Origin of the sequence: Anaerotruncus massiliensis (ex Togo et al. 2026) (assembly GCF_900199635.1) — a bacterium.
Taxonomy (GTDB): domain Bacteria; phylum Bacillota; class Clostridia; order Oscillospirales; family Ruminococcaceae; genus Anaerotruncus; species Anaerotruncus massiliensis.
This window is the reverse complement of record NZ_LT962687.1, coordinates 1,023,659-1,041,727: the sequence shown is the minus strand read 5'-3', so window position 1 is coordinate 1,041,727 and position 18,069 is coordinate 1,023,659. Positions and strand designations below refer to the sequence as shown.

Here is an 18,069-nt window from a genome sequence, read left to right as displayed (position 1 = left end):
GCCATGCGCCGGAAAATTGGGAAGCCGCTCCGGGATAAACGGGGCTTTACGCTGATCGAATCGGTGCTCGGCGTGCTGCTCTTCGCGCTCGTGATGACGGTCGTCGCGGCCCTCTTCGTCACCGCGTCGCGCATCACGATCCGTACCCAGCAGTCGGAAAACGCGGTCAACCAGGTCATCGCCCTCTCGGAGGAGGCGGGCGCGGACCTTTCCGCGCCCTACGAGACGCGGGATTTCTCCCTCGTCAGCGGCGGAACGGTGAACGAGGAGCTACGGCTTGTGACCTACGAGGTATCAAACGGCGACGGGACGGTGCGCCTGAGCAAATTCGTCTACGCGCCCGCGGAAACGGGGGGAACGCCATGAGCCGCCTGCGCGCCCTGCTGCGGAAAAAAAGGGGCTTCACCCTCATCGAGATGATCGTGGCGATGACCGTCTCCGCCCTGCTGATGGCGGGGATCGCCGCGCTGCTGCCGAGCTTTGTGAAAATCCACGCGCACAGCATCGACCTCTCCTACGCGAAAAAGATCTCCAACAGCATCGAGGAGGCGCTTGGCAACGAGCTCTCCTTCGCTTCCCGCGTCTCCGTCTCGGCGGACGGCGCGGTCCTCACCTACACCGGCCGTCACGGGGAAAAGACGGTCGACGGGAACGCCGACCCGCCGGTTGTCGAAGGGCTCGCCTACGACCCCGGCTACTACATGGGCCAGCAGGTCACCCTCCGCTTTTCCCTCGACGGGGAGGTCTGCACCGTCTCGATCGCCGTGCGCGACCGCACGGGCGGCAGCCTCTACAGCGCCGACAGGCCCATCCGGCTGCACGGGGTCCAGCCCGCCGCCTCCGAGCCGTGATCCGGACATGCAAAAAAGCGCCCCCGGGTTCCCACCATGTGGGACCCGGGGGCGCTTCGCGCATTCTATGAGGCGGGCGGTTCCCCGCCCTCCGCGGGATCGTCCGGGACGGAGGACGGCTCCGGGGATGAGGACGCCTCCTCGGGTGGAGGCTCCACCGGGGCCGCTTCCTCGGAGGAGGACCCGGAGGGACCGTCCTCGGACGGGCCTCCGGACGGATCATCCGCCGGAGGCGCCGCGTCCTCCCCCTCCGGGGTGGAAGCCTCGGGCGGGAGCGGATCGTCCGGCGGGACCTCTTCCTCCTCCATGACCGCGAGCGGCCACGGCAGGCTTTCCAGCGCCGCCCGCACCGCCGCGCGGTCGGTGAAGTCGGGCGCCGGGACGCCGTTTTCCTCAAAGAGGACCGCCGTCAGCCGCCGGTCGGCGGGCGGTTCGTTCTCCGCGGGGCTGTCGGCCGGGGTGTAGACGGTCCCCGCGCCCACCGAGCGGATGCCGTCCGACGGATCGGCATAGTAGAAGCTGTCGGTGATAACCGCGTCGTCCGTCCGCTTCCCGGCAAGACCGCCGCGCGAGGAGGCCCTGCCTTCCACCGCGCCGAGGTTGAGGCAGTCGTCCAGCGCCCCTTCGAGGCTCCCGACGAGGCCGCCGGTATTCGTATCACCCCGCACCGCCGCCGTATTGTCACTGCTTTCCAGGGTGGATTTACCGTCGGCCGAGCCCGCGAGCCCGCCCGTCTGGCTGCCGCCCACCACCGCGCCGGTGTTGACGCTCTGCCAAAGGGCGCTGTTATCCACCTTGCCGGCGAGCCCGCCGGTATTGGCGCCGCCCGCAACGGGCGCGGTATTCCTGCTGTCCTCGAGGCGGGAGCCGGCCCGCAGGCTCCCCACGATCCCGCCGACGGTCCCGCCGTCCGCGCGGACCTCCCCGCTGTTTTCGCAGGTTTCGATCGTGCTGCCCACCGCCGCGCCGGCGATGCCGCCCGCGGTTCCGGGGCCTCCCGCCGCGCCCACGGGCGCGGAGTTGCGGCAGTTGACGAGCACGCTTCCGTCCGTCGCCTGCCCGGCGATGCCGCCCAGGCCCAGCGGGACGGCGGTGACCGCCCCGCGGTTGTCGCACTCCTCGATCCGGGTGGCGCCCGCGCCGCCCACGATGCCGCCCGTGTTTCCGTTCCCGGCGGTATTGCCGCTGTGGCGGACCTCCCCCTCGTTGATGCAGCGGACGATCTCCATCTTCGAGACGCCGCCCGCGTTGCGTTCGGCGCTTGAGACCTTCCCGCGGTTCTCGCAGTATTGGATGACGATGGCGTTTTCCTTATTTTCGCCGACGATGCCGCCGACGTTATAGCTCTCGCTGTGCACCGTCGCGGTGTTGACCACCGGGCGGTCCGGCTCGCCCGAAATGCCGACGCGCGCCTCCCCGGCGATCCCGCCGACCCGGATGCCGGTGCCGTTGACTGTGAAGTTTTCGCCGTTTTCGTACTGGCGGAGGCTCCCCGTCTGCAGGTAGCCGACCAGCCCGCCAACCGAGCTGCCGCCGCTCACCCTGACCGGCTGGACGGCGGGGACGGCGTTGTCCTTGAGGGAGCCGTTGTTGGTGCCGACCAGACCGCCGACATAGTTGCCCTCCCCCTTGACCGTGAGGCCGCCCTCGGGCGGGTCGAGCACGCAGGATTCCACCGCGCCGTCGGTATCGACAGAGCTTCCGCTGCTGCCGACCAGCCCGCCCGCGTTGGAGGTCCCGTTCGAGGCCTTCCCCGCCGAGACATAGCCGCCGCGCATGGTGCAGAAGCTGACCGTCCCGCGGCTCGACCCGGCGATCCCGCCCGCCGCGCTGGCGGAGGCGGTCACGTCCGCGCCGCTCTCGCAGTTGGTGATCTCCTTGCGGCTGTCGTGGCTGCCGGCGATGCCGCCCACGTAGGAGCCGCCCTCGACCGACTTGCCCGCGTTCGTGCAGCCCTCGATCGTCGCCTGGTTTTTCCCGACGATGCCGCCCGTCGCGTCCCCGCCGAAGATATCCCCTTCATTCCGGCAGTCCCCGATCCGCACCGCCGTGTTCTCCGTCTGGCCCGCGATGCCGCCAACATATTTCCCCTTGCTCTCGATATCGCCGTAGTTGGCGCAGTTCTCCACCGTGACGTCCCCGCGCGCGCCGCCGAGGATGCCGCCCGTCTTGTCGGGGTCCCCGGTGTCGGTGAGGTCGGCATAGTTGTAGCATTCGGTCACGGTGACCGCCGTGCTTCCTCCGGGCGAGGAGTAGCCCGCCACGCCGCCGAGGCCGCTCCCGGCGTTCCAGAGGCGGGGCTGGCCCCCGTCGTCCGGGTCGAGGTTCTCAAAGCCGTTGAAGCAGTTTTCAATCCTGCCGCCGTCCATGCGGCCCACGACGCCGCCCACATAGGAGCCGCCGGTATATTCGCTGCCGACCGTGCCCTCGTTGGAGCAGTCCGACAGCGTGCCCGCGCGCACATAGCCCGCGACGCCGCCCAGATAGTTCGCGCCCGCGCCCTTCCCCGGGTTCTCGACGAGCCCCGCGTTGACGCCGTTCCCGGCGTAGGCGCCGCTCTCCATGACGCCGGCCACGCCGCCGAAATAGTTCCCGCCGAGGCCGGAGACCCTGCCCTCGTTGCGGCAGCCCTCGAGCGACTGGTCCGAACGCCCCGCGACGCCGCCCGCCGCCTCGCCGTCCGCCTGCACGAGCCCCCGGTTGACGCACTCGGTCAGGCCGGCGTGGGTGTAGCCGACGACGCCGCCGACATTGCCCGCGCCGCTGACAAACGCCGCGTTTTCCAGCCCGGTATGGGCCTGGCTTCCCTCCAGCCCAACATAGCCGCCCGCGTTTTTGCCCGACGCGAGCACCTTGAGCAGCCCGGACACGTCCACCGATTCGCCCGGCGCCAGCAGGTTGGCCGCGCGTCTGTCCGGGCCGTTCCGGGTGCCGGAAATCAGGCCGGAACCGGTGTTCCAGCCCACGACGCCGCCCACGTTCTCCACGCCCTGCACGATGCCGTTCGCTGCGGAAAATTCCGCGAAATCGCAGTCGGAAACCGTGCCGGTGTTTTTGCCCGCGATGCCGCCGACCTGTTTTTCGCCAAAGACGCTGCCCGCGAGGGTGCAGCCGGAGATCTCCCCGGCGTTCTCTCCGGCGATGCCGCCCACGGCCTGCCCGTAGAGGGCGTTCGCAGGCAGGGCCTCCCACCTGCCGGGGGCCTCGGAGACGCCCGCGCCGTTATAGAACGCGGCGCTGTTTTTGCTCTCCTCGATGCGGCCTCCCGCGGCGTTCAGCCCAGCGATGCCGCCGATCTGCCCGATCGCTGCGCCGCCCGAGACGGGATACCCCCGCACGAGCCCCTTGTTCTCGCTGCCGGTAATCGTGAGCCGGTTGCTCCCCACGAGACCGCCGACCCGCTGTCCGCCCAGGACGTTCGCCTCGTTCACAAGGCCGCCGGGCGCAAAGTCGCAGCCGCCGAAGAGGCCGCCCACGTCCGCGCCGCCCGAAACATCGCCGACGCTGCGCACCGTCCCCGAGAGGGCGAGCCCCTCCGCGTACCCGGCGACGCCGCCCGCGTAGCTTCCGCCGGCGGCCAGCGTGCGGCTGACCGCCGTCTGGAGCGCGCCGCCCCGCATCGCGCCGAACAGGCCGCCGGCATAGCTGCCGCCGCCCGTGAGGGTGTAGTCGAGGACCAGGCGGCCGGCCGCCGCGCCGCCGAAATGGGGATTCACCTCCGCGGTGAGCCCCGTCCCGGCGTAGACCACGGCGCCCGCGGACACCGTCCGGTAGCTGCCGCCGATGCTCTCCCCGACGAGGCCGCCGACATAGCTCCCCGTCCCGGTCACCCGCGAAAGCACGGAGAAATCCGCGCTCCCGCCCGAGATATCCGGTTTGGCGGGCGGGATCTCGGTGGGCTCCACCGGGTCGGGCGGCTTCTGGCCCACCTCGCCCAAATCCGCCCACTGGGGCGGCCGGGCGGCCCACTCAGGGTGGTAGTTGCTGCCGCTCATCGCCACACAGATCCAGTAATGCCCCTGGTAGATCACCTGTTCTCCGGACGCATACCGTCTCTCCTCCCAGTCGGGCCACTCCCCGTCCGGGTCGGGCGCGGGCATCGGGAACCACGGCGTCTCCGGCGTACCCGGAACCACGCCCGCGGGAATCTGATCGTCGGCGCAGATATACCAGCGCCCCTGATCGGTCACCACCGCGCCGAGGCGGTAGATCTTGCCCGCCTGCCACTCCTCCGCATTGGAAAAGCTTACGCCGCCAGCCCGCCGGGGCTGCCAGTCGGGGATTTCCTCCCAGTAGCCCTCCGCCTTTTTGTTCTGGGGCGGGACTCCGCGCAGCTCCTCGGGCAGGTCCTTTATGCAGCGGTAGTAGGTATTTCCATGCTTGACGATATCCCCCGCCAGATAGGCAAATCCGTTTTCCCAGCGGTCGCCCGGCGTGGGGCGGTCGGACGGGGTGTCCCCGCCGCCCGAGCCTCCCGAACCGCCCGCATCGTAAATCGGCTCTCCGCGGCTGCGCAGGTGGCAGTCCTCCATCCGCGCGTCGGTCGCCCGGCCCGCGAACGCGCCCACATGGTCCGCGCCCGCGACGCGCGCATCCTCCAGGATGAGGCGCTCCAGGTCCGCGCCCGAAAGCTCGGCAAACAGCCCCACGAAACTCGTCCAGGGACTCTGCGCCGGGTTCTTTTTGCCCGCGTCCTCCCACGCGGGATCGATCGTCAGGCCGGTGATCACGCCGTGAGTCCCCCCGTCCGGGGGCGCGGTCTTATAAGCCCCCGTGAACGCCTCCCCGTCGGGGAAGCGCGTGGGGACGAAGTTTAAATCGTTCGGCGAGCGGTAGTCGTTTTCCGCGGCCTGCCAGTCGATGACCGCCGAGGTCTGCAAAAAGTCGCTCCCGCTCGGCGCGTAGCGCATGTTGTTGAGATGCCGGGCGTTTTTGATCTCGTAGAGCGTCATGCCGCCCGGCGCGCTCTCCCCCGCGAAATGGGAGTGTTCCTCGTTGGACCGCCCGGCCGCGTCCTCCGCGCCCGGGGCTTTGGCGACCACCTCCGCGGTGATCAGTCCCGGACGGATGCCCGGATACCGGCTCACGCTGTGGTGCAGGCAGTCGAGCACCAGGATCAGCCTGCCGCTCAGCGGGTCCTTATAGAGGATGCTGCCGTTGGTGGGGGTGTCCTCCGCCACGGATACGTCCGCGACCTGGAGCTTGAAGAGGTTGGGCAGGCCGGGGAGCTCCAGCACCTGCGCGCCGTCCTGGTAGACGCGCAGGTCGTAGGTGACCGACTCGTCGTAGGGCACGGGGGTCACGTCGTTCCATTCGACGGTGAGGCGTTCCCCGTTTTCGATCCGCACGGTCGGCGCCTCGAGCGTCATCGCGCCGCCCAGCTCGCCGGTGTAGTCCACGCCGTAGTAGCCCTGCCGCTTGCGCTTCAGGTCGTCGCGGCTGCGGCTGACGACGTTCGCCCCGTCGGTCTCCGCGCCCTCGTAGCCGAGCGCCCCCGCCTGCTCGCTGTAAAAGACCGCCCGGACGACGCCGGTGGTCCGGTTGTATTCGATCAGGATGGAATTCTCGAGCACCCCGGCGTCCGCCAGATAGGGGCGCAGCACCTTGTCGAGAACGGGGTCTCCGCCGCCCGCCCTGCTGATGCGCAGCGCGCGGATGTTGTTCCGGTTCTTCTCGAGCTCCTCCGCGCCCGGAGTAGGCTTCACGTCCGCGTCGAGGTCCACCTCCCGGCCCTCGGCGTTCAGCTCGTCAAAGAGGCTGGTGCCGCGCGCGTTGGTAAACGCCTCCTGCGCGGACAGAAAAATCGTCCGCGCGCTCTGGTTGAGCCGCACCGACTCGGCGCTGCGGTACCACGCCAGAAAGGAAGGCGTCACAACGGCCAGCAGGACGCCGATCACGGCAATGACCACGACCATCTCCACGAGGGTGAACCCGCGCCTGTAATTTTGTTTTCCGCGCATCGGTTCATCCCCCCCTGCAAACTCCCAGACAGTGCGCTCAGCTCCCGTACGTTCCGTTGGCACCGTCCGGCATGGTGCACACCGCGCCGGCGGCCCCCCAGTTTTCCACGAACACCGTGTAGAAATCGGGAAGCCCGCCCGTCAGGTAGCCGTCGAGCGGCCCCGCCTCCCCGGCGAGCTTTTTGACAAATTCGCCGTCGCCGTCATCGTCGATGTTGACGCCGTTTTCCGCCGACGGGTGTTCTCCCAGCATTTTCTCCGCCAGCCACGCATCCGCCGCCGTACAGAGGGACTTTGCCGCCGCGTCGGCGCGCGCCTGCTTCGCGGTCGCGACGTATCGCGTCACCAGCGGCGCGGCCAGCGCGATCAGCACCGCGATGATCGCGATCACCACGATCATCTCGATGAGCGTAAAGCCCGCCCGGCCGGTTTTGCGTTTCATGGCGTTATCTCCCTGAATCCGGGGCTGGTCAATCACGCCCGGCAAACCATTTCTCCCAATCGAAGCCGCGCGGGTACACATACATATTGCCATCCTTTATGATGACAACGCCTGCAACCTCGAAGTTATCAACACCGACCATCCAATTGCCGTCGATCTTTCTGCTCAGATAGGCTCCCAAATCAACGTTCCGTACACTGAGCGGAGACTCAGCGGAAAAAAAAATCCCATTGCCCTTTGTATTCAGATCGTTCGTACCGTAATTATCCCCTTTTTCGACACAGTCCTCGTATCCGTTGAGCATTACCTCGGCGACGTAGGCCTCCCCGGCTGAATACAGCAATTTGGCCGACGCTTCATATTTCAGTTCCTTGGCGTTCGTGATATACCGGGTCATCAGCGGCGCGACCAGCGCGATCAATACCGCGATAATCGCGATCACCACAATCATCTCGATCAGAGTAAACCCCCTGCGTCTGCGGTTCTTCGTCTTATTCAAGTCAGCCACTCCTCTCGTCGATATCAAAAGGTGTTCCCCAGTTTTATTTAACCGTCGCCATAGGGGTTAAAGCCCGCAGGATAGCCGTACCGCTTATCCCCGTCCACGATGACCGCGCCTTCAACGTTAAAATCCGTGACGATTACCGTCCACGTCTGCCCCGGGACGTCTCCGTCCAGATATTCCCCCAGCCGCACGGTGCCCTGATCTGTGTTGTTGAAGTTGCCGTCGCCATTCTTGGAGAGCTCGTTGTAATTCGGGTCGCCGTCAACGCAGTTCTCCAGCCCGTTCAGCAGTTCTTCGGCGATATACGCCTGCGCGGCGGTATAGAGCTGTTTGGCGGCGGCCCTGTACCGGGTTTCCTTCGCGGTGGCGATATACTTCGTCATCAGCGGCGCGACCAGCGCGATCAATACCGCGATGATCGCGATCACCACAATCATCTCAATGAGCGTAAAGCCCGCCCTGCGCTTTTGTTTTTGCGCCGTCATGCTTATCATCCTTTCCCTGGCCGTCTGCTCCGGAAAGGGGCTTTCCGCGGGAAAGCCCCTTCTCCGCAAAAGACGGGGAACCAAACCCCGGGAAGCCCGGGGTTTGGTTCTTCTGTCAGCACCCGATCATTAGTCAGGATATGCGCCGGACGCACCGTCGTCCATCGTGACCTCGGCTTTCGCCACCGCGCCATCACTGATCGTGACTTCCACACTCGAGATGGTGGCCTTATTATCGATGTAGTCCTTTGCCGCCGACGCAACACTGGACGCATCGAACGAAGTCGTGCCTTTCAGCGTCTCCTCGGCAATAACCGCTTCCGCCGCGGTGTAGATGGACTTCGCCGCGCCGTCGGCCTTGGCCTGCTTCGCCGTGGCTATGTACTTGGTCATCAGGGGCGCGACAAGCGCGATCAGCACGGCGATGATCGCGATGACGACGATCATCTCAATGAGGGTAAAGCCTTTTTTGCGGGTTTTGGTGAGATACTTTTGAAACATCTCTGGTTCCTCCTTTAATAAAATACAATCTATAAAACCTTGTGGGTTTTAACCATCTGAAAGCCCGACGAGCCGCCGGAAAAGCTCCCGGTCGGTGCAGCGGTCGAGCGCGTCCTCCAGGCTCACCTGCCGCTCCCGGCAGAGCTGCGCGAGGGAGGCGTCCATCGAGAACATCCCCTGCTTGACGCCCGTCTGGAGGACCGAGGCGATCTGGTGACCCTTGTTCTCGCGGATGATGCTGGCCACCGCGTCGTTGACGAGCAGCACCTCGAACGCCGCGACGCGCCCGCTTCCGCCGACGCGCGGCAGAAGCTGCTGCGATACGACCGCCCGCAGCACCGACGCGAGCTGGGTCCGGATCTGCTGCTGCTGGTAGGGCGGGAACACGTCGACGATCCGGTCGATCGTGGCCGCCGCGCCGGTCGTGTGCAGCGTGGAAAAGACGAGATGCCCCGTCTCGGCGGCGGTGACCGCCGCGGAAATCGTCTCAAGGTCGCGCATCTCTCCGACGAGGATGACGTCCGGGTCCTCCCGCAGCGCGCTGCGCAGCGCCTGCGCAAAATCCGGCGCGTCCCGGCCGATCTCCCGCTGGTTCACCATGCAGCGCTTGTGCGGGTGCAGGTATTCCACCGGGTCCTCGATCGTCAGGATGTGCCCGCTGCGGGTCCGGTTCACCTGGTCGAGCATCGCCGCCAGCGTGGTGGACTTGCCGCTGCCCGTCGGTCCGGTCACGAGCACCAGCCCGCGCGGGAACCCGGCCATCCGTTCAAACACCTTCGGCAGCCCGAGGCTTTCGATGGTGGGCAGCTCCTCCTGCAAAAGGCGGATCGCGGCGGCCAGGCCGCCGTTCTGGTGGTAGAGGTTCACGCGGTAGCGCCGCCCGGTTTCGTCGTGGTAGCAGAAATCCGCGTCGTCCGTCCCCGGCCCGAAGGAGATTCCCTCCCTGCCGCAGAGTTCGCCGATCAGCGCCTCTACCGCGTCCTCCCCGAGGACGGGCGCGTCGGGCAGCGGCCGCAGGGACCCGTTCTGGCGCATGATGGGGGGCAGTTCCTTCGTCAGGTGGAGGTCGGAGCCGTCAAAGGCTCTCGCCCTCCCCAGATATTCATCGATTTGCATGGGCATCCCCTCCCGGTTCATTCAATGTTGTAGGTGACGCGGAGGTACTCCGCGAGGGTTGTTTTCCCCTCCCGCACGAGGTCCGCGAGGTTATCCTTGAGGAAGCGCCCGCCCGAGGCGCGGATGGACTCCCGGAACTCCTGGACCGACGCGCGCTGCACGACGAGCTGGCTCAGCTCGTGGCGCATCGGCACGACCTCATGGATGGCCGTCCGCCCGAAATATCCCGTAAAGTTGCAGTGCGCGCAGCCGCTCCCGCGGTAAAAGGCCTTCGGCCGCGGCCCCTCCCAAAGGGAGAGCTCCTTCTCGTCCGGTTCGTATTCCCGTTTGCAGTGGGGGCAGACCAGCCGCACCAGCCGCTGGGAGATGACCCCCACCACCGCCGAAGCGACGATGTAGGGTTCCACGCCCATGTCCACGAGGCGCATGAAGGTCGACGCGGCGTCGTTCGTATGGATGGTGGTGAGCACGCGGTGGCCGGTGATCGCCGCGCGCGCGGCGATGCGTGCGGTCTCCACGTCGCGGATCTCACCGATCATGATGACGTCCGGGTCCTGCCGGAGGATCGAGCGCAGGCCGGAGGCGAAGGTGAGCCCCGCCTTCGGGTTGATCTGCACCTGGCTGATGCCGTCGACCAGCTTTTCCACCGGGTCCTCGATCGTTACGACGTTCACGTTCGGCGTCGAGAGCTGGTGGAGGACCGCGTAGATCGTGGTCGACTTGCCGCTGCCCGTCGGGCCCGTCACGAGGATGATCCCGTTGGGGTTGCGCATCACTTCCTCCAGGCGCGCGTAGTTGTCCGCCGAGATGCCCGTGTCCCGCACGTCGACGATGTCGAGGGTGTTGTCCCCCATGATGCGCAGCACCGCTTTTTCGCCGTAGACGGTGGGCAGGGTGGAAACACGCAGGTTGACCGCCTTGCCGTCCACGTCGGCGGAGAAGCGGCCGTCCTGCGGCACGCGGCGCTCGCCGATGTCGATGCCCGAAAGGATCTTCAGGCGGGTGATCAAGGAAACGTGCACCGACGAGTTCAGGAGCATCGCCTCGATCAGCTCGCCGTCCACGCGGAAGCGCACGCTGACGTTCTGCTTGCCCGGCTCGACGTGGATGTCCGAGGCGCGCATGTGGTAGGCCTGCGCCACGATTGAATTGAGCAGCCTCACGACCGGCGCGCTCTCGACCCGTTCGAGCATGTCGCTGTAGTCCTCGCCCCGGGCGGGGTCGGCCACGTCCTCGTATTCGCGGTTGAACTCCTCCAGCGCCGACTCCGCGCCCTGCTGGGCATAGCAGCGGTGGATCGCGTCGTTGAGGTCCCGCTTGGTGGCGAGCACCGGGACAATCTGCATGCCGGTGACGAGCCCCAGCTCCCCGAACGCGTAGAAGTCGAGGGGGTTGTTGGTGGCGACGGTCAGCTCCCCGCCCTGCACCCGCAGGGGGATGAGCGAATATTTCTGGGCGAGCTCGCGCGGCACCAGCTGCACCGCCGCCCGGTCGATCCGCTCCTCCTGCAGGTCCACGAAGGGGACCTCCAGCCGCTGCTGGAGCGCGAGCATGAGGTTGTGCTCGGTGACGTAGCCGTTTTCCACGAGCAGGTCGCCCAGGCGGCCGCCCTTTTCCTTTTGGAGCGCGAGGGCCTCGTCCAGTTTTTCTGGGGTCAGGAATCCGGCTTCGACCAGGACCTGTCCCAACGGTAGGTTTTTCAAAGGCGCACTTCCTTTTCCGCCGGATTTGTGATAAAGTAGCGGTAACGCCGCCTGGGAGGGATCGTCTTGCTTTGGTTATTTGAACGGCTGCCCGCCGCGCTCGCCCTGTTGTTCGGGCTGGTGGTCGGCAGCTTCCTGAATGTCTGCATCTACCGCATCCCGCTTGGGATCTCGGTCGCGAAGGGGCGCTCCTTCTGCCCCGCCTGCGGGGAGAAGATCGCATGGTACGACAACGTCCCCCTGCTGAGCTTTTTTGTGCTGCGCGGCCGCTGCCGGCGCTGCGGGGACCGGATATCTCCGCGGTATCCCGCCGTGGAGGCCGCCAACGCCCTGCTGTGGCTCCTCTGTTACCTGAGCCACGGGTACTCCGCCAAGACGCTCCTGCTCTGCCTCGCGCTCTCCGCGCTGCTCGTGGCGGCGATGATCGACCGTGACACGGGGATCATCCCCGACCGCATCTCCGTCTTTCTCGCGGCGCTGGCCTGCTGCTCCCTCTTCGCCCCGGGGTTTCCTTCCCCGCTCGCGCGGCTGGGCGGCGCGCTCTGCGTGAGCGTGCCCATGCTGCTCGCCGCGCTCCTCTGGGAGGGATTCGGCGGGGGCGACATCAAGCTGTGCGCCGCCTTCGGCCTGCTCGCGGGCTGGCGGCTTTCGCTGCTCGCCATCCTCTTCGCGTCGGTCTCCGGCGCGGCGTGGGCCGTCTTCCTGCTCCTGCGCAGGGGCGCCGGACGGAAGACCGCCTTCCCCTTCGGGCCCTTCCTCGCGGCGGGCATGGGGCTGTCGCTCCTCTGGGGAGAGGAGCTCGTCGGCTGGTACCTGTCTCTCTTCCTGCTTTAAGGGCGGCGGCAGGCGGGCGTTGCTGCGCCTTTTGAAGGCGCAGCACAAAGCGGGGCCCCGCTTTGGCCTGCCGGTCAGGCGAAGCCGAGGTCCTCCTCCGGCATGCGCACCCCGTAGATCCGCACGGTCGCGGAGACGCGCGCCTCGTCGCCATAGTCGTTTTCCGAATTGAAATCGATCTGCAGGTGCTCCACCCGCAGGCAGAAGCTCTTTTCATTGAGCGCGTCCACGAACGCCTTGGCGTCCTCATAGCCTCCCGTTGCCAGCAGGTTCACCTCGCTGAGCATCAGGAGGCTTTCTTCTTCGCCCTCCTCCTGCGAGCCCGCCGCCTCGGGGAGGATCTCCGCCTCCCGCACCGTGCGGTAGGGGGAGATCTGCAAATTCTGCACATGCAGGCCGTGTTCCTCCATCAGGCCGTTGAGGATGTTGTCGATCGTGTAGCTGTTGAGGATGCTGTGGAAGGAGCCGTAGTTGTCCTCCGCCTCCCGCGCCGCCTGCCGGTACTGCTTGGCGAGCTTGCCGTCGCGGAGGATCTCCTCCATCTCCGCCCGTTCGGCGGAGACCTCCTGCAGGCGCTGCTGCTCTTCGAGCAGCTTTTCATGGAGCGGCATCATGCCGAACCGGAAGATGCACACGGCCACGATCACCACCGCCAGCAGGAAGAGCAGCCGCTTTTCCCGTTTCGTGAGCGTCATGGCGCCGCCTCCTCTCCCGCCGGATTCCACAGCCTGCAGGTGACGGTGAAGGCGTAGACGCCGCCGTCATGCGCCTTGCGGTACTGGAAGCCCGAATAGCCGACCTCCTCGAACACGCCCGCGCCGGTGAGGTTTTCGGCGTATCTGGCGGGCGCGTCCTTGTCGGCGGAGACGCAGGCGATCTCCATCGTGTCGCCGTCGAAGGTGTACCGCTCGACCGTCACGTTGGAGGGGCGCTGCGCCTCCACCTGGTCGAAATCCACCGAGGAGAGCCGCCGCGTCCCCTCGAGCACCTCTATGTACCGTTCGCTCTTCTGGTTGTAGCGCATGAGCGCGTCCCGGGAGGCGCGCATCTGCGCCCGCTCCCCGAACTTTTCCGCGTTGGCCGGCGCGGCGAGGTAGTCCTCGTTGCGGGAGATCTCCTCCTTCAGGTCGGAGATCTGCCAGGAGACCAGCGTCCCGTGGACGCCGGCCGCCACGGCCAGTATGACGGCCGCGCCGCCGATCAGCAGCAGCGACCGCCGGCGGGCGCTGCCCCGGCCCCGGTGCTCCTGCCGCCTAAGCGCGGCAAAAAAGTCGATATCCCGTTTTTTTGGAACCTGACGGACCCGCAAGCGCGCCGCCCCCTTTATAACCGAATCGCCGCTCCCACGGCGTAGAGGTATTCGCTGTATGGAAAGTCCCCGGGGCATTTGAAGCCCTCGGGCGCCGCCGCGGACGCCGCGTCGACGCGCAGCGCCTCCCGGAGCTCGCCGGCCAGCCGCGAATCGGCCGACAGGTCGGAGCAGAGGAAAATCCGCCTGACCGGCCGCTGCTTATCGTGCATCAGCTGGAACTGAACGAGGCGGGAAAGCTGGGCCGTCGCCGCGCGGGCCAGCCGCTCCTGGCGGCTTTCGGCGTCCGCCGTCTCGGGCACGAGCGAGGAGAGGATGTATTCGTTCTCCACCGGGCTCTTCGGGGCCGCGACCTGCGCCTCGCGGTAGAGGCGGGTTCCGCCGCCGCCGAAAAGGCTCAGGCAGAGCTCGTCCTCCCGCACCCCCGCGTAGATTACCGTTTCCTCCTTCGGGAGGTCCCGGTCGAGCCGGCAGGCCTTGAAGGCGGCGTTGCACGCCACGTCGAACGCCTCGGGCCGGAACCCGGCCTTGCGCACGGCGTCCCGGTAGCCGTCGACGAGCGAGCGCGGCACGACCGCGCACCACGCCCGGAAAAACTGCTTGCCCTCCCGCTCGGTCGAGCCGAGCAGGACGTAATCCATCAGGCTCTCCTGCTTGGAGGCGGACAGGTGCGCCGCCTCCCCCGCCAGGATCCGGTCGAGGTCCCGCGGCTTGGCGGCGGGCACCTCCAGCTCGCGGAAGGAGATCGCCGGGCTCGTCACCGCAAGGCACATCCGCTTCCCGCGCAGCCCGTTTTCCCGCGCAACGCGCGCCAGCGCCTCCCCAAGCTGGGAGGAGTTGACCACGATGCCGTTTTTGACGCAGCCCTCGGGGGTGGGCATCCGCCCGAAACCGGCGATCTCCACCCCGCGCCCCCTGCGGCGCGCCGAAACCATATGGATCCATTGCGCTGAAATTTCCACAGATAAAATCATCTGAAAAATCCTCTCCTACAGGACCGTCCCGTACATGCTGTAGATCGGCAGCAGCACCGCCGCGATCACGATGCCGATGATGATCGCGATCACGATCATCATCAGCGGTTCCACCAGCGTCACCATCCGCTGCATCGCGGTCTGCGCCTCGTCGTCGTAGAACGCGGACAATTTTTCCAGGATCCGGTCGAGGCTGCCCGACTGCTCCCCGACGTAGATCACCGAGGTGACCATCGGGTCAAAGAGCCCCGTCTTTTCAATCGCGGCGGAGAGCATCTCCCCCTGCTCGATGTCCTGGATGACCTGGCCAAACCGCCCCTCGATATAGCTGTTGCCCAGCACGCTCACCGCGATGCTCACGGTGTCGAGCATCGAAATGCCGCTCGAATAGAGGATCGAAAGCGCGTCGGTCATCCGGGAGACGTAGACGGTCATGATCAGCTTGCCGAAGACCGGGATCCGGATTTTGAGCCGGTCGATCCACATGCGCACACGCGGCATCCCGGACAGGAAGATCCAGCCGAGTCCCAGCAGGAGGACGGCGACGACCACCAGGTACCAGCGGTTGGTGAGAAAGCCGCTCACGGCCATGACGCCCCTGGTGATGGGCGGCACCTCGGCGCCCTCGAACATCGTGAAAAAGCTCGGCAGCACGAAGACGAACAGGCCGATCACAACCCCGAGCGTGACGCAGACGAGCAGCACCGGGTAGACGAGGCTGCTGCGCACCTTGTTGAGGATGCGGTTCTCCTTTTCGTAATGCTCGGCCATCCGCTCCATCACCCGGTCGAGCGAGCCGCTCAGCTCGCCCGCCTGGACCATGTTCACGAGCAGCGGCGGGAAGACGCCCTCCTGCTCCTTGAACGCCTCGGTCAGCGAAAGGCCCTTCTGGATGTCCTCGTAGAGGCGCAGGTAAGCCTTGCGGGTCTTGGGCCGGTCGGCGCGGCTGCAAAGGATGTCGATCGCCTTGAGGACGGTGACGCCGGCGGCGAGCATCGTACCCATCTGGCGGCAAAAAAAGGCGACCTCCTTGAGTCTGACGCGCTGGGGCCTGTGGGCATCTTCCCCGATTTCCTCCAGCTTCAGGCTGTAGAGGCCGCCGTCCTTCAGCTTCCGGAAAGCCGCGTCGCGGCTCTCCGTCTGAACAACGCCCCGAAAGATTTTGCCGTTTGCGTCTCTGGCAACATATTTGAAACTCTGCAAAACGGCGGCCTCCTTTGGGTCAAATTCGGGCAGGAAAGTTTTCCTGCATTCCGGACTTTTTTAAGATAGTCACATTCGCCCGTTGCAACAAATTGATCAAGTTGAAGTGTTACCGTGTAAAAGGGTTTCCTTTTTTAGACAATTTTGCGCGTTTTATTTAGTGATATTATAGCAGTTTCCCATTGGTATTTCAAGGGTTTTGGAGCTTGATCAGGATGGAATATTTTATATTTTTTGCATTTTTCTTTTGCGATTCCTTCTTTTTCAAACTTCAAAAAATAATTTTGTGACCGCAGACAGCCGTTACACATGCCACAATAATCCATGAAACCGCACAACCGGCCGGGCCCGCGGCCCGGCCGGCATCCTGCACCTTACGAATCTGAAATCCACCATTTTTTCCGGATTTTTGCAAAAACGCAGATTTGCCCACCTGATCAAGCAGCAAAGGACCTTGATTCCTGCATTTTCACCGCCTTCGCGCCGCTTTTCGCGCGTCCCCGACAAGCATCAAATCTACCGCTTTTTCGTGATATCGGCGCAGCGCAGTCTGATCACAAGAGCCTTATCCGCCGACGCTTCGACCCGTTCGATCAGCCCAAGCGCGAGCCCGCGGGTGAGGACTCCGCCGCCGAGAAGCTCCGCCGCGCGGGCCCTGAAGTCCTCCCGCGACTCCTCCCGCCGCCGCGCGGCGGCGAGCTTATCCGCGAGCGCCTGCTCCTGCCGCCGCATCCGCCCGGCAAGCGCGTCGAACGCCTCCTGCCCGACCCGACCCTCCGCCCGGTCGCAGTAGAGGGCCGCCAAAGCGTCCCGCGACCGTTCGAGCCTGCGCGCGAGGATTTCCGCCTCCTCCCCCGCGGGGCCCGCGGCCTCCTCCGCCAGCCCGCCGGGATCCCGCACCTGGGCGAGCAGCTCCGCGAGGGAGGCGCGGACGGCCTCGAGCACCGCCTCCTCCCGCAGGTAGTGGGCGGTACAGCGGTGCTCCCCAGGGTTCCGCTTCCACCCCGCGCAGACGAAGTAGCGCGCCTTGCCGTTCGACCAGAGGGTCATCGGCGCGCCGCAGTCCGCGCAGAAAAAGAGCCCGGTCAGCGGCCTGGGTTCCGCGGGCTTCCGCCGCGCGGCGTAGCCGCGCACCGCGAGCAGCTCCTGCGCGCGCTCGAACGTCGCGGAGGAAACGATCGCCTCGTGCGTCCCCTCCGCGACCAGCCACTCCTCCCGCGGCAGGCGGCGCACCCGGTCCAGCTTGTAGCTGACCTTCTGCGACATGCGGGAGACCAGGTCCCCCCGGTAGGTCGGCATCGACAGGATGCGGCGCACCATCGGATAGCTCCACCCCGCGCCGGGCTTTTGGCCGCAGGCCATCCGCTTGCCCGCCGAGGGGGTGGGGACCCCCTCCTCCGTCAGCCGGCGGGCGATGGCCGACACCGTCTGCCCGCCGAGGAACCAGGCGTAGATCCGCCGCACCTGCGCGGCCTCCTCCGCCTCGACCACAAGATGGTTCCTGTCCGCCGGGTCCTTGCGGTAGCCGTAGGGCGGATAGGTCCCGATAAACTTGCCCATCTGCCGGCGCGTCTGGAGCGCGGCGCGCACCTTGCGGGAGATGTCCTTTGCGTAAAGGTCGTTGAAGACCGCCCGGAAGGGGGTCATATCGCTCTGCTCGGCGGCCGTGTCGATGCGGTCGTTCACCGCGATGTAGCGGACGCCCCGCTCGGGAAAATACCGCTCGAGGTAGTAGCCCGTCAGGATGTAGTCGCGCCCGAGACGGGAGAGGTCCTTGGTGAGCACCGTGTCGACCCGGCCCGCCTCGATGTCCTCCACCATGCGCAGGAAGCCCGGCCGGTTGAAGTTCGTCCCCGTGTAGCCGTCGTCCGCGTAGATTTCCACGACGGGCAGGCTGTTTTTCCCGCAGTAGTCCAGCAGGAAATCCCGCTGGTTCCGGATGCTCTGGGAGGCGCCGTCCCGGTCGCCGTCCTCCTTGGAAAGGCGCAGGTAGAGCGCCGCGCGCGCCGCGCTCACGGCCCCCTCCGTTCCCGTTCGTCCATCTGCCCACCCCCTGCCCCAATATATGCCGCGCGGCGGCGGACCATCGTCCATCTGCCCACCCCCTGCCCCAATATATGCCGCGCGGCGGCGGACCATGCGCGGGGCGGGACGCGGAAAGACCGCCGCGAAAGCGGCGGTCTCCT

At 66.4% G+C, this 18,069-nt stretch carries 16 protein-coding genes; 3 read left to right on the top strand and 13 right to left on the bottom strand.

Features of this window, described 5'->3' with window-relative positions:
* Positions 1–3 precede the first annotated feature (3 nt).
* Positions 4–366: a type IV pilus modification PilV family protein gene (locus C1A13_RS05505; RefSeq protein ID WP_101549895.1), complete on the top strand. Its 363-nt coding sequence runs from the start codon at positions 4–6 to the stop codon at positions 364–366.
* The gene (locus C1A13_RS05500) at positions 363–851 is read left to right on the top strand and encodes a PulJ/GspJ family protein (protein WP_101549893.1); all 489 of its coding nucleotides are present in this window, start codon (positions 363–365) and stop codon (positions 849–851) included. The genes C1A13_RS05505 and C1A13_RS05500 overlap by 4 nt, the downstream gene beginning before the upstream one ends.
* Positions 852–916: 65 nt before the next feature.
* Here C1A13_RS05500 and C1A13_RS05495 read toward each other — a convergent pair whose 3' ends face one another.
* From C1A13_RS05495 to C1A13_RS05465, 7 genes are all read right to left on the bottom strand, one after another.
* A complete protein-coding gene (locus C1A13_RS05495; protein ID WP_101549890.1) occupies positions 917–6,811 on the bottom strand; it encodes a type II secretion system protein in 5,895 nt (1,964 codons plus the stop codon).
* A gap of 37 nt (positions 6,812–6,848) precedes the next feature.
* Positions 6,849–7,253, bottom strand: a complete 405-nt coding sequence (locus C1A13_RS05490; RefSeq protein ID WP_172439182.1) for a type II secretion system protein — start codon at positions 7,251–7,253, stop codon at positions 6,849–6,851.
* A 28-nt stretch (positions 7,254–7,281) separates the two neighbouring features.
* Positions 7,282–7,752 carry a type II secretion system protein gene (locus tag C1A13_RS05485; RefSeq protein ID WP_207654179.1) on the bottom strand — a complete coding sequence of 157 codons (471 nt, stop codon included), beginning with the start codon at positions 7,750–7,752 and terminating at the stop codon, positions 7,282–7,284.
* 47 nt (positions 7,753–7,799) lie between these two features.
* Positions 7,800–8,243, bottom strand: coding sequence for a type II secretion system protein (locus C1A13_RS05480; RefSeq protein WP_101549884.1), 444 nt, complete (start codon positions 8,241–8,243; stop codon positions 7,800–7,802).
* Positions 8,244–8,372: 129 nt separating this feature from the next.
* Complete coding sequence (locus C1A13_RS05475) at positions 8,373–8,744, bottom strand: type II secretion system protein (protein WP_101549881.1); 372 nt, start codon at positions 8,742–8,744, stop codon at positions 8,373–8,375.
* A 48-nt stretch (positions 8,745–8,792) separates the two neighbouring features.
* Positions 8,793–9,860, bottom strand: coding sequence for a type IV pilus twitching motility protein PilT (locus C1A13_RS05470; RefSeq protein ID WP_242970814.1), 1,068 nt, complete (start codon positions 9,858–9,860; stop codon positions 8,793–8,795).
* Between the two features lie 17 nt (positions 9,861–9,877).
* The gene (locus C1A13_RS05465) at positions 9,878–11,563 is read right to left on the bottom strand and encodes a GspE/PulE family protein (protein ID WP_101549879.1); all 1,686 of its coding nucleotides are present in this window, start codon (positions 11,561–11,563) and stop codon (positions 9,878–9,880) included.
* A 66-nt stretch (positions 11,564–11,629) separates the two neighbouring features.
* Here C1A13_RS05465 and C1A13_RS05460 point away from each other — a divergent pair, with 66 nt between their 5' ends.
* A complete protein-coding gene (locus tag C1A13_RS05460; RefSeq protein WP_101549877.1) occupies positions 11,630–12,397 on the top strand; it encodes a prepilin peptidase in 768 nt (255 codons plus the stop codon).
* 74 nt (positions 12,398–12,471) lie between these two features.
* On the opposite strand, the gene gspM is transcribed toward C1A13_RS05460, so the two are convergent.
* The 6 genes from gspM to C1A13_RS05435 form a co-directional block, all read right to left on the bottom strand.
* Positions 12,472–13,092 (bottom strand): type II secretion system protein GspM, encoded by a 621-nt coding sequence (gene gspM / locus C1A13_RS05455; protein WP_101549875.1) that lies wholly within the window; start codon positions 13,090–13,092, stop codon positions 12,472–12,474.
* The gene (locus tag C1A13_RS05450) at positions 13,089–13,706 is read right to left on the bottom strand and encodes a PilN domain-containing protein (protein ID WP_101549873.1); all 618 of its coding nucleotides are present in this window, start codon (positions 13,704–13,706) and stop codon (positions 13,089–13,091) included. The genes gspM and C1A13_RS05450 overlap by 4 nt, the downstream gene beginning before the upstream one ends.
* A gap of 14 nt (positions 13,707–13,720) precedes the next feature.
* Positions 13,721–14,680, bottom strand: coding sequence for a type IV pilus biogenesis protein PilM (gene pilM / locus C1A13_RS05445; RefSeq protein ID WP_101549871.1), 960 nt, complete (start codon positions 14,678–14,680; stop codon positions 13,721–13,723).
* Positions 14,681–14,695: 15 nt separating this feature from the next.
* Positions 14,696–15,883 (bottom strand): type II secretion system F family protein, encoded by a 1,188-nt coding sequence (locus C1A13_RS05440; RefSeq protein WP_101549869.1) that lies wholly within the window; start codon positions 15,881–15,883, stop codon positions 14,696–14,698.
* Positions 15,884–16,154: 271 nt separating this feature from the next.
* Positions 16,155–16,331 (bottom strand): hypothetical protein, encoded by a 177-nt coding sequence (locus tag C1A13_RS14865; RefSeq protein ID WP_172439181.1) that lies wholly within the window; start codon positions 16,329–16,331, stop codon positions 16,155–16,157.
* A 68-nt stretch (positions 16,332–16,399) separates the two neighbouring features.
* Positions 16,400–17,899: a recombinase family protein gene (locus C1A13_RS05435; RefSeq protein WP_172439180.1), complete on the bottom strand. Its 1,500-nt coding sequence runs from the start codon at positions 17,897–17,899 to the stop codon at positions 16,400–16,402.
* Positions 17,900–18,069: the final 170 nt, after the last annotated feature.